The organism is Nonomuraea sp. NPDC050556 (genome assembly GCF_044457355.1).
Classification (GTDB): Bacteria; Actinomycetota; Actinomycetes; order Streptosporangiales; family Streptosporangiaceae; genus Nonomuraea.
The window spans coordinates 188280-202123 of record NZ_JBITGU010000005.1; the positions used below are offsets into that span (position 1 = coordinate 188280).

The following is a 13844-nucleotide window of genomic DNA, read 5'->3' on the forward strand; positions in this document are numbered from 1 at the left end:
CACTTCGGGTTGGAAGACTCGCTGGGCCGGATGGGCTCGTAGGCCGTGAGCAGGGGTTCGGGGTAGGGCAGACTGCTGGGCGTGAGGATCAGTCCTGCCGAGTTGCGTGCGATCCAAGCCGGTGAGCTGGATCTGGGTTTTCGCCGCTGGGAGCGGCCGAGGGTGGTGGTCGGCACTCTGATGCGTACCGCTGTCGGCCTTGTTGAGGTCACTTCGGTGGATCTGGTTGAGGACGGTGACCTCGGCGAGGAGGATGCTCGTCGGGCTGGTGCGGCGTCGGCTGAGGCGCTGCTTGCGGGGCTCGCGGCGCGTGCGGGTCAGCCGCTCTGGCGGGTCGGGCTGCGGTACGCCGGTCCTGATCCGAGGATCGCGCTGCGGGAGGCTGTGCCGGACGCCCACGAGGTTGCCGCCATCCGGGCTCGGCTTGATCGGATGGACCATAGTTCGTCATACGGGCCGTGGACTCGGGAGACCCTTGATCTGATCGATCGGTTTCCGCAGCGGCGGGCGCCCGATCTTGCCGCGAGGGTCGGGCGGCCTACCGCTGACTTCAAGACGGACGTGCGCAAGCTGAAAGAGCTCGGGCTGACCGAGTCGCTGGACATCGGCTACCGCCTGTCCCCGCGCGGGGCGACGGTGGTGGATGCGGAGCGGCGGGCGCGGGGCGGGCGGGCTCGACGCCGGGCACCCGGGCCTGAGGGTACGGCGTTGCCTCCGGTCGGGCAGTCCGCCAACCGGGCATTGCGGGCGGCGGGGGTGGTCACGCTTGAGGATGTGGCGGCCCGTCGCGAGGAGGAACTGGCCGGCCTGCGCGGGGTCGGGCCGGTGGCGATCGCCAGGTTGCGGGAAGCGCTCACCGACCACGGGCTGTCGTTCGCGGGGAAGGGTTAAGGGAGCTGGCCCGGCTTGTCCACGAGTCTCGTGTCGAGCTGGGCGCCGAACACCAGTGGGGTGCCCGCCTTCGCCAGATATCCGGGGAATTGGCCGTCCTTGATGCCCCACGTCCTGTCGACGCTGAGCTCGACGTAGAACCCCAGGAACCGGTAGTCCTCGTCACTGACGATGATCTCGACGCGTTCGTCACCCCCGATGCGGACGAACGCGACCCCATGCCGCCCCGCCGCGTCGACGGCGCCCTGCTTGACCGACACCCCCTCGATCAGCGGAAGCGCCCTGAACAGCGCGGCACGCACCTCTGGTGCGAGCGGCTGCGAGCTCATCAGCTGCCTGACGGCCTCGAAGATCAGCTGGTCCTTGGGCGTGTCGACATTGCTGCCTGGCTGGTCTGCCGGGATGCGGGGCGTCTTCGTCACCGCCGCGTCGACCCTGGCGAGCATCTCCTCCGGCGTAACAGGCGCCTGGCCGAGGTCGGCGCTCGAGAGCCCCTCGGGAAGGGGCTCGATGATGAGCTTTCCCTCCCCGTCGTCCATGGCCACCTGCTTGCCGTCGGCGCTGGTCCAGGTTTCGAGCGTCTCCCGCTCGTCGAGCTTGGCCCCGTAGGTTGAGGGCTCGTTGCTGAAGGGGGTCAGCGTCTCCTTGACGTACAGCCATTGGCCAGGGGCGGGAACAGGATCGTCCTCGACCGCCCGCGCCGCCAGCTCGCCGAGATCCTGGACGCTGGCGACAGGAACATAGGCGGTACGGTCGACACCGCGGATCACGATCAACCCCGTGCCCACGGCCACCGCGACTGACGCGGCCAGCGCCAGACGCCATGCCAGGCGAGGCGCGCGACGCCTGGGCGCGGCGGTCGGCTCGTGCATGGCGTTCAGCAGCCGGGTGCGGGCCGCTTCCTCGGCCTCGCGAGTGATCACTGGCGTCGAGCTGCGGAACTGCCTGATCTGGTTCATACGGTGTCCTCCCGTGTCGGGTCGTCGCCGCCGAGGGCGACCTTGGTCTTCCTGCGGGCGCGATGCAGGCGGGAGCGCACGGTCCCGATCGGCACGCCGAGCGCCTCGGCCGTCTCCTCGTAGCTCAGGTCGCCCCACGCCACCAGCAGAAGCACATCGCGATCGCCGCGAGACAGCCCAGCGAGCGCCGTCGACAACCTGCGTTCCTCCTGCCGCGCGGCGAGGCGGCTGAGCGCGGTGTCAGCCATCGGTTCTGGCAACGGTCCACGCCAGTACGGCTCAGCGCCCGCAGGAAACGTTCCTCGTCACGGCGGTGCCTGGCCATGAGGGTGGTCGCGATGCCGTACAACCACGGCCTGGCCAGCGGACGCGTCAGGTCGTACGACGCGCGACGGCGGAACGCGATCAGGAACGTCTCGGCCGCGATGTCGTCGGCCGAGTGCGTGCCGAGCCGCCGGGCGACGTAGTGGTGGATCTGCTGGACATGGCGGTCGAACAGGGCGGCGAACTGCTCTGGATCGTCCAATGACCGGCGGATCAGCTCGGCGTCGTCGACGTCGAGTGCCTCCGCCTGAGTTCGTGTCATGCCTGCTGTCTCCCGACGGGGCCAATCGAGTTCTCGCGCAGGAAGCCGGGGTGGACTCTGGTAGTCAACTGCACCCTTCACTTAGAGTTAGCGATCGTCAACGATTCGTAACTAGTCGGTGGGTGAGTTTCGATGATGGTCACGCTTGTCGCAAGTGCTCTGCTGCTGTCCGGGGTTAGTACACCCGTCCTGGCGCCCGAGCCGCCCCCCTCGGTGTCGGCGGAACCCCGGCCGCCGTGCAGGCCCTGGCCGAACTGCTGCCCAGGCTGCATCTCACCCCCGCCCCACGACTGGTGGCTGCCTGGTCCTGGGCATGATTGCCCGTACCACAAGCCCTGAGGTCCCATTCTCGAACTCCACGTGCCCGCCCAGCTCCGCCGCGCGCTCGCGCATCGATGACCGCCCGATCCCGGCGTGTTCGGCCGCTTTGTCGGGGAGCCCGGTGCCGTCGTCCTCCACCGTGAGGACGACGGTCGACTGGCCCACCCACAGGTTCACGGTCACATGCCGGGCCCGGGAGTGCTTGATGACGTTCGTCAGCGCTTCGGCGGTGATGTGGTAGATCGCGACCTCCAACGCGGCGGGGAGGGCGGGCAGCGGGACGGGGCTGAGCGTCATGCTGGTGTGCAGCCCCGCCCCGGCGTTGTCGAGCAGGCGGTCGAGCGAGGCGGCGAGGCCGAGTTCGGGCAGCGGCGCTGGCACGAGCCCCGCGGTGATCCTGCGGATGTCGTGGACCATCGTGGCGATGCATTCGGAGATCTGGTTGAGGGGTTCGATGGCGGGCGAGCCGTCGGGCAGCAGCGCCTGGGCCGTGTCGACCCGCAGGCGCAGGCCGGACAGGGTGGGGCCGAGGCCGTCGTGCAGATCGCGGCGTATGCGCCTGCGCTCCTCCTCCCGGGCGGTGACGAGCTGCTCGCGGCCCGCCTGGAGATCTTCCGACAGGTGCAACAGGGCCAGACTCGGCGCGAACTGGTCGGTCAGCAGCCGCAGCACGTCACGGTCCTGCTGGTCGAGCTGGTCCTCGCCGGGCCGCGAGGCCACGAGCAGGTGGCCGATGACCTCGCTGTGATGGGTGATCGGCAGGTCGTGCGGCGTGGGGCCGGAGCCTTCCGCCGCCAGGTCCCGCGGCCCGCCGCGCGTGGAGACCCGGACGCGGGCGGCCGGGATCCGCAGCGCCTCCACGAGGACGGCGCACATCAGCGACGGGACCTCTTGCGGTTGTACGGCGTCGCTCATGCGCTGGGCCAGGTCGCGGACGACGTGGTACGGCCGGGCCCGCTCGCCGTAGTAGAGCCGGTCGGTCAGCCTGGCCGCCGCCTGGGTCACGGGGCGGAGGGTGCCGCCGATGAGCAGGCTGAGCAGGATGACGGTGACGATGTTGTCGGCGGTGGCCCACAGCAGCGCGAACGCTCCGCCGTACAGGATGATCAGAGCGGTGAGCAGGAGGAAGCTGGTGATCAGCCGGCGCGCGGGCCGTTCCACGCTCCACAGCCGGTCGCGGGCGAACACGTATCCCACCGCGACGGGCAAGGCCAGGCCGCCGACGGTGAGGACGAGGATGCGCGTCCACCCCTCGAGGGAGAGGTAGTAGACGGACAGCAACGAACCCGCCCACAGCAGGTAGGCGGGGAAGAGGACCGACATGCTCCGGCGTCGCTCAGGAGCGAGGTCCCGGCATCGCCACGCGGCCGCGGCCAGGTTGACGGCGAGGAGCACCGGGGTGCCGACCTCGAAGACCCAGTAATAGCGTGCTCCCGGGCCGGCGGCGCCCATGGGGATCACGGCCACGAGCACGCTCCAGAGCGCCAGCGCCCCGGCGTAGATGCGCCTTCCTGCGGTCGGCAGGGTGCCGTCGGGGGCCCACAGCGGCAGCGCGAGCAGCGTGAAGACGTGCATGACGCTGCCTGCCGCCCAGGTCAGCCCGACGATCGGCGCGTTCAGCGCGTCCCCGGCCGCCAGCGCCAGCCGGGAGAGGATCTGCGCGAACGCGGTCAGCAGCAGCAGCCAGCCGACGACCTGGGCCCTGCGGTGAGCGATGATCAACAGGCCTGCCCCGGTCAGGGCCAGGACCACCGGGATGCGGGCCAGGCTGTCCCAGGTGGCGTCCCCGAAGCCCAGCCGGCCGGAGAGCAGGATCAGCCAGGCCAGCACGCACAGCAGGGACAGCCCGCTGACCGCCCCCGCCGCGACCAGGCTTCTGTTGCTCATGCTTGATCAGCTCTCTGTGCAGTGATGATTACGCATAGTATTTCGCCGTGGTAGTAAGGGTCCTCATCGTCGACGACCATCCGTTGTTCCGCGCCGGTCTGCGTGCGGCGCTGGACAGCTCGCCCGACGTGAGCGTCGTCGGCGAGTCGGCCACCGGCGAGGAGGCCGTGGCGGCGGTGGCCGCGGACGCGCCGGACGTCGTCCTGCTCGACCTCGGGCTGCCCGACATCTCCGGCATCGAGGTCATGCACCGCCTGCCGGACGGCGTCGCCGTACTGATCCTGACCATGTCCACCGAGGACGACAGCCTGCTGGCCGCCCTGCGGGCCGGTGCGCGCGGCTACCTGGTCAAGGGCATGGGGCGCGAGGAAGTGCTGCACGCGGTGGGCACCGTGGCGGCCGGCGGCGTGGTCTTCGCCCCCGAGATGGCCGGACGCCTCACCTCGCTGCTCAGCTCGCCCGCGCCCGCGGGGCACGTCTTCCCCACGCTCACCCCGCGCGAGCGCGAGATCCTCGACCTGGTCGCCCGGGGGAAGAACAACCACCACATCGCCCGCGAGCTCGTCCTCGCGGAGAAGACGGTACGCAACCACGTGGCCCGCATCTTCGAGAAGCTGCAGGTCACCTCGCGGGCTGAGGCGGTCGCCCGAGCGCGCGACGCCGGGCTCGGCGGTTCGTAGCGGTCCAGCCATGGCGGCCCTCCTGGCTGCGGGTCGATGCCGACCCGCTTCATCGTGATCTGCCCGTACGGCCGGGCGCATGGGGCACCAGTCCCAATCGCCTGGGACATCGGCCCTGCCTACCCCGGCCGGGCACGGTCGGGGCATCGGACCCATGTATCCCGCCACCAGGGCCAGGCACCGTGACCCTGTCGCTTCAGCGAGGAGCACGAGCGGAGGGGTCGACCGATGGACATGCGCTACCTGGAGTACTGCCCGGCGGGCCCACTGTTCTACGACGTCGCCTCCCGCGATGGCGAGCAGTCGGGCGGGTTCGAGCAAGCGCACCTACCAGCTCCTGAGGGGTGGCGTCGGGCGGCCGAGGCGCCGTGGATCCAGCTGGCTCCCGAAGGGCTCCGCCTGCCGCCCCAGGGCTGGAAGATCCACGTCTCGTCGTGCGTGGAAGACGCGGACGCCGTCCTAGGTATCGTCTGGGACTACTGCGTGGCGCAGCGGGTGGCGTTCAAGTTCCTGCCCAGCCCGAGCGCGCTGATCGGCCGCAACCTCAAGCACGCCGACCGGGGTGGCAGCGGCAAGTTCATCACCCTCTACCCGCGCGACGACGCGGAGCTGGAGCGGGTGCTCGAAGGTCTCGCGCCCCTGCTGGAAGGGCGGCGCGGGCCGTACATCCTGAGCGACCTGCGCTACGGGGCCGGCCCCCTCTACGTCCGCTACGGCGGCTTCGCCGAGCGGCGCTGCCGCGACGAGCACGGAGACCTCGTCCTGGCCATAGAAGACGGGTCGGGGACCCTGGTCCCCGACCCGCGCCAGCCGGTCTTCCAGCTGCCTTCGTGGGTGGAGCTCCCGCAGTGCCTGGTCCCCCACCGGCAGGCGCTCGGCGGTGGCGCGCCGCCTGACGACTTCCCCTATGTCATCGAGAAGGCGCTGCACTTCTCCAACGGCGGTGGCATCTACCTCGCCCGCGACCGGCGCAGCGGCGCCCAGGTCGTGCTCAAGGAGGCCAGGCCGTACGCAGGGCTGGACCAGCGCGGCGTCGACGCCGTGGCCAGGCTCGAACGGGAGCTGGAGCTGCTCACCGAGCTCGCGGACCTGACGCAGGTGGTGAGCGTCCACGAACGCTTCTCGCTCTGGGAACACCAGTTCCTGGTCCAGGAGTACATCGAGGGGGAGACGCTCAACAAGGTCATGGTGGAGCGCTTCCCGCTGGTGCACGCCAGTGAGGCGTCCACCGCCGACTACACCGCGTGGGCCCTCGACGTCGTCAACCAGGTCGAGGTCGGGCTGAGCCTGCTGCACGAGCGCGGGGTCACCTTCGGCGACCTGCATCCCAAGAACCTCATGGTCCGCCCGGACGGGCGGGTGGCGTTCATCGACTTCGAGATGTCCTACCGCGCGGGCGAGCCGGCCAACGTCGGCGTCGGCGCACCCGGCTACATCCCTCCTGACGGCCGGAGCGGGCCCGACGCCGACCGCTACTCGCTGGCCGCGCTGAAGCTGTCCATGTTCCTGCCACTGACCATGCTGCTGCCGCTGGACTCCGCCAAGGCGGGCATGCTCGCCGACGGCGTGGCCGAGCGCTTCCCGGTGCCCCGCTCCTACCTCGACGGCGCACTGAAGGACCTCGGCCTGCCCACGCGCGAGCGCTGCGAGCTGGTCCGCGACTGGGATCGCGGCAGGCCGGACTGGCCCGAGATCCAGCGGCAGATCGTCGCCGGGATCGTGGCGAGCGCCACTCCCGAGCGCTCCGACAGGCTCTTCCCCGGCGACATCCAGCAGTTCCTGGGCAGCGGGACGGGCCTGGCGCACGGGGCGGCAGGCGTGCTCTACGCGCTGTCGGTCACCGGTCACGGCCGCTTCCCCCAGTTCGAGGAGTGGCTGCTCGCCCACGCGGGCAGCGGCAACGCGGGCCTGTACGACGGCGCGCACGGCACCGCCCACGTCCTGGATCATCTGGGTTATCGGGCCGAGGCGCTGGAACTGGTCGAGCGGACGCTGCAGATCCCGATGGAGCTGCTGTCGAACGACCTGTTCTCCGGCCTGGCCGGTGTCGGCCTCAACCTGCTGCACCTGTCACGCCGCCTCGGCGAGCCGGGGCTGCGGGATCAGGCGCTGCTGGCCGGCAAGGTCCTGGCCGACCGGCTCGACCAGAGCCTGCCGGAATCCGGCTCGGCGGTCGCCACCGGCAAGGGCGGCCTCATGCGCGGCTCGAGCGGCCCCGCCCTGTTCTTCCTGCACCTGTTCGAGGAGACCCGCGATGAGGTGTTCCTGGACCTCGCCGAACACGCGCTCCGCCGCGACCTGCGGCACTGCCTGCCGGCGCCGGACGGTTCGCTGCAGGTCAACGAGGGCTGGCGGATCATGCCTCACCTGGCCTCCGGCAGTGCCGGCATCGGCGTGGTGTTGCATCGGCTGCTGAGCCATCGCCCCGACGAGGGGCTGGCCGAGCAGCTGGCCCTCATCAAACGGGCCGCCGAGCCCGAGTTCGTGATCAGCTCCACCCTCTTCAACGGCCGCGCCGGGCTGATCGCCCTCCTGACCGAGACCGGCGGCGACGAGGCGCACCTGCGCCGCCATCTGCACCGGCTGGCCTGGCACGCCATCGGCTACGCCGGTCATCTGGCCTTCCCCGGCGAGCAACTGCTCCGCCTGTCGATGGACCTGGCCAGCGGTGGTGCGGGCGTCCTGCTCGCCATCAACGCCGCGCTCGGCCAGGGTCCCACGCTCCCGTTCCTCAGAGCCTCCTCCCGCAACCATCCACGGGTCAGCTGACCCAGCCACGAAAGGAGAGAACACCATGTCCTACGTCCTCAACCTGCAGTCCGGTCCTGCCGCTGCTCTGGCGTCCGACCTGGACACCACCGCCGCGCTGATCAGCATCGTCAGCGTCTTCGCCTGCTGAAAAGGAGAAATCACCATGTCGTACATCCTCAACCTGCAGTCCCGTCCCACCGCTACTCAGGCCTCTGACCCGACCACCACGGGCGGTCTGATCAGCATCGTCAGCGTCTTCAGCTGCTGACCTAGATGAACAGCGACCGGCAGTGGATCAGCTGCACCGCCCTGACCGTGCTGTCCTGCACGGGCGCGGTGGCGGGGCTGCTGCTGCCGGTCGCGACAGCCGCCGCCGTCGACGATGCCCTCGCGGCCGTCGACGGCGGCGCGTTCCACCGGCTGGCCGCCGTCATCGCCACGCTCGTGGCGGCCAGCCATTTCCTCGCCGCCAGATACCAGGCATCGGGTACGGCGACGCTGCGCCGCACTGCCCTGGCCCACCTCCTCCACCGGGGCCTGCGCCGCCCGTGGCCGGTCGGCGACGCGCTCAGCCGCCTGGCCGTCTCGGCCCCGGACGCCGCTTCCCGACCGCTCACCATTTGCCAGGGGCCTGTCGGCTTTCGTCACCGCGTCCTGCGGGGTGATCGCGCTCGTCCTGATCGATCCATGGCTGGCCGTCGTCTTCGCGTTCGGCACAGCCGTTCCTTCGCCGAGTTCACGATGGCCTGCCAGAACGGCTGCGCCTCGATCTGCGCTCGGCTCACTGACGCCCTGGGCGGCGTCCACACGATCGCGGTCCACGACACCCTCGACCGCGAGACCGGGCGAATCCTGGCACCCTTGCCCGGTCTGCGCACCTCCAGCGCATCGATGTGGACCGCCCAGGGCCACCTGGCCTGGCACGCCGGGCTTCTGGTGGCTTCACCCGGGTCAGCGCGCTGGCCATCGCCGGGCAGGTCCGTAGCCGCCCTTCTCCCGAGCTGCGTCATGCGGGCTGGTGGTCTCTGCGTTCAGGCTGATCTACGTCGAGGGCGCACCGCTCGATTACGCCAGGCTCGTCGTCAGCCCCTCCTGGCCGGGGGTTCCGAGCTTCGGCATCCTGCTCAGGAGTAACACCCCATGGGCCGCCCGCGGGGGCCGCCCGGAGAGGGCCGCCCGGAGAGGGCCGCCCGGAGGAACCATCCGCGGGAACCACTCAGGCAACCGCCCGCGGGAACCACTCGGGGAGCCACCCGCGGGAACCACCCCCGGGAACCGCCCGGGGGAGCTTTTGCCCTGATGGCCGCCCGGGGGAGCTTCTGCTCTGATGGCCGCCGGTGCGCGTCCTTCTTGCCGCGATGATCGCTGCTGTCTACTGGCCACCGGGCGCTGCTGTCTACGGGCCACCGGGCGGGGCTGTCTACCGAGGCCGCTGGGTGGGCCAGGGTGCTTGGGCGCTCCGGCCTGGTGGCGGGGCTCCAGCCGTCCTCGGGGGTGGAGGGGCTATTCATTCAGCTGTTTGGCTAGTCCTTCGGTGTCGGAGATGACCCAGTACTCGGCGAATCGGTTGCCCTCGGCTCGCAGGATGTCGTGTCCGGTGAAGGCCACGCGCTTGCCGCTGTGGGTTCCTGCGAAGGTCCAGCGTGCCGCTACCAGGTCGCCGTTGACTATCGGGCCTACGTCCAGGGTCACCGTGACGTGGTCGAAGGGGGCGTGTCCCTGCTTCAGGGCTCCGATCAGGCCGTCGGGTCCATGGATGTCCATGCCTGGCCAGTGGCCGACGAAGTCATCTGTGACCAGCTCACTGGCTAGGTCGAAGTCGCCGTTCCACAGCTCGAGCAGCCATCTCTTGTACAGGTTTGCCAACATGCGATCCGGTCCTACCCGCTGCACGGGTATTCGCACCTCTGGAGGAGGGTTCAGAGGATTGGGCTGGTGATCTGTGGTGGGCTTGGCTTTGGTTTTCGTCTATCTGGGGGCGCGGTGGGTTGGGTGGGGATTCGGGCTTTAGGGGCTGGTCAGGGTCTTGGGGGTGGTGTCAGTGGGGGTGTCAGAGCGGTGTCACCTTGCCGTCAGTGCGGTCGGCGAATCTAGAGCTCGTCCAGAACACGTCTGGCGCATACAGGAGGAGTACAAGACCATGAGCGTTAACCTCACTGACCAGGACAAGAGCGTTCTGCGTACCGCCGCTTACGGTGCTGTCTCGTTGATGTCGGCTGCTGGGGCTGCCGACTCGCCTCACAAGATCGCTACGCACGGGTCCATTGCTCTGGCTTCGGCTACTGGGCTGATCGGGCATGTGCTTGCTGCCAAGACCAAGGACATCGATCTGAGCGGTAAGACCGTCGCGGATCTGGCTGATCATGTTCTGCCTGCTTTGACGGCCGCTATGGCCGCGCTGAAGGCGCAGGATCTGGCTGAGGCTGAGAACTTCCGTAACGCCGTTGTCGTGGCTATCGACGCGGGTGCGCAGGCTCACAAGGGGCAGCCGAGCCCGGCGTTGATCGACATGGCTCGCAAGATCACCGCGGCTCTCGATGCTGCCTGACGGGGTCGCCTATTGATCTGAGCGCTGCATCGCGGGAGAGGGGCATGATCGCTCGATCCTGGGGTGATGAGGCGGGCCTGAGGGCTGGCCAAGGGCTCCAGAAGCTTCCGGACGCGGACGTCGTGACGCGCTCGGCGTGACGCGCTCGGCGTGACCCGGAAGGCGCGGCCCGGACGTCGCGGCCCGGACGGCGTGATCCGGACGGCGTGATCCGGACGGCGCGGCCCGGACGGCGTGATCCGGAAGGCCCGACCCGGAAGGCCCGACCCGGACGGCGTGATCCGGAAGGCCCGACCCGGACGGCGTGACCCGGACGGCGTGACCCGGACGGCGTGACGTGCTCGGCGTGACCCGGACAGCGTGACGTGCTCGGCGTGACGCGGACGTCCGGCTGGGGTTTTGGGGTGGGAAGGCTGGGTTTGTCGGCTGGGTGGAGGGGTGTTTGGGGCGGGGATGTGTTAGCGTTCTGATTTAGTCAGCCGACTGACTAATGAGGAGGTTTGCCATGATCGCTGTTACTGGGCATCTCTCGGGGTTCCTTGCGGAGCCTCGGGTGGCGACCCTTACTACCCTGCGTGCTGATGGGTCGCCGCATGTGGTGGCTGTGCGGTTCACGTGGGATCAGGGCTCGGGGCTGGCGCGGGTGTTGACCGTGGCTGGGTCGCGTAAGGCTCGGAATCTGGTTGCCGTTCCCGGTGGGCGGGCTGCGTTGTGCCAGGTGGATGGGTTTCGTTGGGTCACGCTTGAGGGGCCTGCAAACGTTCACGGTGATCAGGAACGTGTTGAACGGGCTGCTCGCCATTACACGGAGCGCTACTCGGGGCCCCCGCCCAATCCTGCCGAGCGGGTTGTCATTGAGATTGCTGTCGATCGCATTACTCGGCTCAACGTCTAGGAGGGTTGTCGCGCCCAATCCTGAACGGGGTCAGTTGTGGTGGGTGTGCTCTGTGGCACGCCCTCGTACGACTCGTGGCTGACCTTCAGGTTCGGCGGTCGGCCGGATCGCAGGACTCCATCCCCGAATACCGCCCTGGGCTGATCGCCGGGGCGATTGTGGCCTGGACGGACGTTCATGTGCTCCGGCAGTCTCCGGCCTTGGCCTATCAAAACTGCCCTGCTTATGGAGCGTGCTGAGCACCTTCTGCGGCAGGGGAAACCATCTGAAAATTCCTAAGGAGAAATACATGTCTCGCAAGCTTGTAGCCGCGCAGTTCATCTCGCTCGACGGAGTCGTGGAAGCGCCAGAGGAATGGCACTTTCCCTACTTCAGTGATGAGATGGGCGCTGCCGTTGGTGAGATGCAGGCTGCGGCCGACACGCTGCTGCTGGGCCGGGTGACGTATGAGGCCTTTGCCGCTGTCTGGCCGCATGAGAGCGGTGAGATGGCCGATGCCATCAATGCCATCCACAAGTTGGTCGCCTCCACTGCCCTCACCGAACCCGGCTGGCGGAACGCCAGTGTGATCGAGGGGGACGTCGTGGCCGCGGTCAAGGAGCTCAAGGGGCAGCCTGGTGCGAATATCCACATCAACGGCAGCATCACCCTGACCCAGACGCTGCTGGCGGCTGGGCTCATCGATGAGCTGCGGTTGCTTGTGCACCCGATCGTGCTGGGTGGCGGTCGTCGGCTCTTCTCGGATGGTGTCGGCCAGGTGCCGCTCAAGCTCACCCAGGCGGTCACCTTCGGCACTGGCGTAGTCGACCTCACCTACCAACCGGCCTGAGGCCTGACCTACCAACCGGCCTGAGGCCTGACCTACCAACCGGCCTGAGGCCTGACCTGCCGACCGGGCTGGGGCCTCACTTGCCGACTGGCCTGAGGCCTCACCTTCCCACCGGCCCGGAGGCCTTACCTACCGACTGGCCTGAGGCCTCACCTCCCCACCAGCCCTGAGGTCTTACCTACCGATCGGCCTGAGGCGTGGAACGGGATGGAACGCCCATCGGACGTAGCCCATTGACCGATCCACGAGGAGAACCATGAAGCACCTTACGAAGAAGCTGCTGGTCGCGGTGGCACTGGCTGGTTCCGCTGTGAGCATCGCGGCGCTCCCGGCCGCCGCCTCCGTCGCGGTTCAGGGCGGGGCGCTGTTCGACGGGTTCGGTAAGAGTCTCGACGAGGACGTCGCGCTCGCGAACGCCGAGACCGCGGCCAGGCAGAACGCGCTGCGTCACGGGTTCAGCGAATGCGACGTGTTCGAGTCGACGACGTCCCAGGATGCGCGTACCCACGTGTTCTTCGCGGTGGTCACGGTCCGTTGCGAGGATGTGGCCGCCCTGTAGGGCACCCCCGGCGCGAGCCCACCCGGGTTCGCGCCACACAAAGAACACAAGCCACACAAAGAACGTAACCATGTAAACACAAAGAGTCGTAGGAGCCATAGGAGCCGGAGGCGTAGGAGCCGGAGGCGTAGGAGCCGGAGGCGTAGGAGCCGGAGGCGTAGGAGCCGGAGGCGTAGGAGCCGTAGGAGCCGGAGCCGTAGGAGCCGGAGGCGTAGGAGCCGGAGGCGTAGGAGCCGTAGGAAGCGCGGAGAGGCTAGAGGTCGCTCTCCTGTTCGTCCAAGATGGCCAGCGCCGCCGCCACCGCCGCCGCCTGGTCGCCGCGTTCGATCGCCGCCAGCAGATCCTCGTGGCTGCTCTCCCCCGGCCGGACAGCCCGCTCCAAGCAATGCGCTTCCCGGACGCTTTGACGGATCGACTGGCTGAGGCCTCGGTAAAGATCGCTCAGGACCTGGTTGTGGGCGGCATGTGCGACACGCAAGTGGAAGTCCACGTCGGCGTCCGCGAAGTCATCCAGTTCCCCGGCGCGTGAGGCCGCCAGCCGCCGCTCCCCCGCCGCCCGCAGCCCCGCCAGGTCCTCCTCGGTGCGCTTCGCGGCCGCCAGCCGGGCCGCCACCAGATCGAGGCCGCGCCGTACGTCGATGATGTCCAGTTGCTCGGCGCTCTCCAACCGCCGCGTCAGCGCCACCTCGGACTCGTCGGTCGCCACCACGTAAGTGCCGTCCCCCTGACGGGTCGCCAGGAGCCCCGAGTGGACCAGTACGCGCACGGCTTCACGCACAGAGAGCCTGCTCACGCCCAGTGCGGCGGCGAGCTGGAGCTCTGTGGGGATCTTGTCGCCGACCTGCCAGGCGCCGCTGTGGATCTCCGCGCGCAGCTCTGCGAGCACGCTGTCCACAATCGACGGCTTCGCAACGCTTCGCATCAAGCCCCTTCTCTAA

General features: G+C 69.0%; 14 protein-coding genes. 8 read left to right on the top strand and 6 right to left on the bottom strand.

The genetic code is table 11. The features are described 5' to 3' along the window. Window positions 1–81 precede the first annotated feature (81 nt). Window positions 82–891 carry a hypothetical protein gene (locus tag ACIBG8_RS43080; protein WP_397349040.1) on the top strand — a complete coding sequence of 270 codons (810 nt, stop codon included), beginning with the start codon at window positions 82–84 and terminating at the stop codon, window positions 889–891. Here the strand turns inward: ACIBG8_RS43080 and ACIBG8_RS43085 are convergent. The 4 genes from ACIBG8_RS43085 to ACIBG8_RS43100 form a co-directional block, all read right to left on the bottom strand. After that, on the bottom strand, window positions 888–1850 hold the full coding sequence (locus tag ACIBG8_RS43085) for a CU044_5270 family protein (protein WP_397349041.1): 963 nt from the start codon (window positions 1848–1850) through the stop codon (window positions 888–890). The two genes, ACIBG8_RS43080 and ACIBG8_RS43085, sit on opposite strands and share 4 nt — an antisense overlap. Beyond that, complete coding sequence (locus ACIBG8_RS43090) at window positions 1847–2047, bottom strand: RNA polymerase sigma factor (RefSeq protein WP_397349042.1); 201 nt, start codon at window positions 2045–2047, stop codon at window positions 1847–1849. Before ACIBG8_RS43090 ends, ACIBG8_RS43085 begins: the two co-directional genes overlap by 4 nt. Beyond that, window positions 1975–2436 (bottom strand): RNA polymerase sigma factor, encoded by a 462-nt coding sequence (locus ACIBG8_RS43095; RefSeq protein WP_397349043.1) that lies wholly within the window; start codon window positions 2434–2436, stop codon window positions 1975–1977. The genes ACIBG8_RS43090 and ACIBG8_RS43095 overlap by 73 nt, the downstream gene beginning before the upstream one ends. Window positions 2437–2709: 273 nt before the next feature. Next, window positions 2710–4644, bottom strand: a complete 1935-nt coding sequence (locus ACIBG8_RS43100; protein ID WP_397349044.1) for a histidine kinase — start codon at window positions 4642–4644, stop codon at window positions 2710–2712. Window positions 4645–4691: 47 nt separating this feature from the next. On the opposite strand from ACIBG8_RS43100, the gene ACIBG8_RS43105 reads away from it, so the two are divergent. From ACIBG8_RS43105 to ACIBG8_RS43115, 3 genes are all read left to right on the top strand, one after another. Further along, window positions 4692–5324, top strand: a complete 633-nt coding sequence (locus tag ACIBG8_RS43105; RefSeq protein WP_397349045.1) for a response regulator — start codon at window positions 4692–4694, stop codon at window positions 5322–5324. Window positions 5325–5552: 228 nt separating this feature from the next. Beyond that, complete coding sequence (gene lanKC, locus ACIBG8_RS43110) at window positions 5553–8093, top strand: class III lanthionine synthetase LanKC (RefSeq protein WP_397349046.1); 2541 nt, start codon at window positions 5553–5555, stop codon at window positions 8091–8093. Between the two features lie 255 nt (window positions 8094–8348). Further along, a complete protein-coding gene (locus tag ACIBG8_RS43115; protein WP_397349047.1) occupies window positions 8349–9209 on the top strand; it encodes a hypothetical protein in 861 nt (286 codons plus the stop codon). 369 nt (window positions 9210–9578) lie between these two features. Here ACIBG8_RS43115 and ACIBG8_RS43120 read toward each other — a convergent pair whose 3' ends face one another. Then, entirely contained in the window at window positions 9579–9944 is a 366-nt protein-coding gene (locus ACIBG8_RS43120; protein ID WP_397349048.1) for an ester cyclase, read from the bottom strand. A gap of 271 nt (window positions 9945–10215) precedes the next feature. Between ACIBG8_RS43120 and ACIBG8_RS43125 the strand changes: the two genes are divergently transcribed. The 4 genes from ACIBG8_RS43125 (at window position 10216) to ACIBG8_RS43140 (ending at window position 12906) form a co-directional block, all read left to right on the top strand. Next, window positions 10216–10623, top strand: coding sequence for a hypothetical protein (locus ACIBG8_RS43125; RefSeq protein WP_397349049.1), 408 nt, complete (start codon window positions 10216–10218; stop codon window positions 10621–10623). A 505-nt stretch (window positions 10624–11128) separates the two neighbouring features. Then, the gene (locus ACIBG8_RS43130) at window positions 11129–11518 is read left to right on the top strand and encodes a pyridoxamine 5'-phosphate oxidase family protein (protein WP_397349050.1); all 390 of its coding nucleotides are present in this window, start codon (window positions 11129–11131) and stop codon (window positions 11516–11518) included. Window positions 11519–11807: 289 nt separating this feature from the next. Then, window positions 11808–12347 (top strand): dihydrofolate reductase family protein, encoded by a 540-nt coding sequence (locus ACIBG8_RS43135; protein ID WP_397349051.1) that lies wholly within the window; start codon window positions 11808–11810, stop codon window positions 12345–12347. A 256-nt stretch (window positions 12348–12603) separates the two neighbouring features. Next, window positions 12604–12906, top strand: a complete 303-nt coding sequence (locus ACIBG8_RS43140) for a hypothetical protein (RefSeq protein ID WP_397349052.1) — start codon at window positions 12604–12606, stop codon at window positions 12904–12906. Between the two features lie 253 nt (window positions 12907–13159). On the opposite strand, the gene ACIBG8_RS43145 is transcribed toward ACIBG8_RS43140, so the two are convergent. Beyond that, a complete protein-coding gene (locus tag ACIBG8_RS43145) occupies window positions 13160–13828 on the bottom strand; it encodes a FadR/GntR family transcriptional regulator (protein WP_397349053.1) in 669 nt (222 codons plus the stop codon). Between the last annotated feature and the right edge of the window lie 16 nt (window positions 13829–13844).

Excerpts from the sequence above, each read along its gene's own strand:
- ACIBG8_RS43100 (WP_397349044.1), bottom strand. The coding sequence starts at position 4,644 with ATGAGCAACAGAAGCCTGGTCGCGGCGGGGGCGGTCAGCGGGCTGTCC.
- ACIBG8_RS43125 (WP_397349049.1), top strand. The coding sequence starts at position 10,216 with ATGAGCGTTAACCTCACTGACCAGGACAAGAGCGTTCTGCGTACCGCC.
- ACIBG8_RS43115 (WP_397349047.1), top strand. The coding sequence starts at position 8,349 with ATGAACAGCGACCGGCAGTGGATCAGCTGCACCGCCCTGACCGTGCTG.
- ACIBG8_RS43145 (WP_397349053.1), bottom strand. The coding sequence starts at position 13,828 with ATGCGAAGCGTTGCGAAGCCGTCGATTGTGGACAGCGTGCTCGCAGAG.
- ACIBG8_RS43135 (WP_397349051.1), top strand. The coding sequence starts at position 11,808 with ATGTCTCGCAAGCTTGTAGCCGCGCAGTTCATCTCGCTCGACGGAGTC.
- ACIBG8_RS43085 (WP_397349041.1), bottom strand. The coding sequence starts at position 1,850 with ATGAACCAGATCAGGCAGTTCCGCAGCTCGACGCCAGTGATCACTCGC.
- ACIBG8_RS43130 (WP_397349050.1), top strand. The coding sequence starts at position 11,129 with ATGATCGCTGTTACTGGGCATCTCTCGGGGTTCCTTGCGGAGCCTCGG.
- ACIBG8_RS43095 (WP_397349043.1), bottom strand. The coding sequence starts at position 2,436 with ATGACACGAACTCAGGCGGAGGCACTCGACGTCGACGACGCCGAGCTG.
- lanKC (WP_397349046.1), top strand. The coding sequence starts at position 5,553 with ATGGACATGCGCTACCTGGAGTACTGCCCGGCGGGCCCACTGTTCTAC.
- ACIBG8_RS43140 (WP_397349052.1), top strand. The coding sequence starts at position 12,604 with ATGAAGCACCTTACGAAGAAGCTGCTGGTCGCGGTGGCACTGGCTGGT.
- ACIBG8_RS43120 (WP_397349048.1), bottom strand. The coding sequence starts at position 9,944 with ATGTTGGCAAACCTGTACAAGAGATGGCTGCTCGAGCTGTGGAACGGC.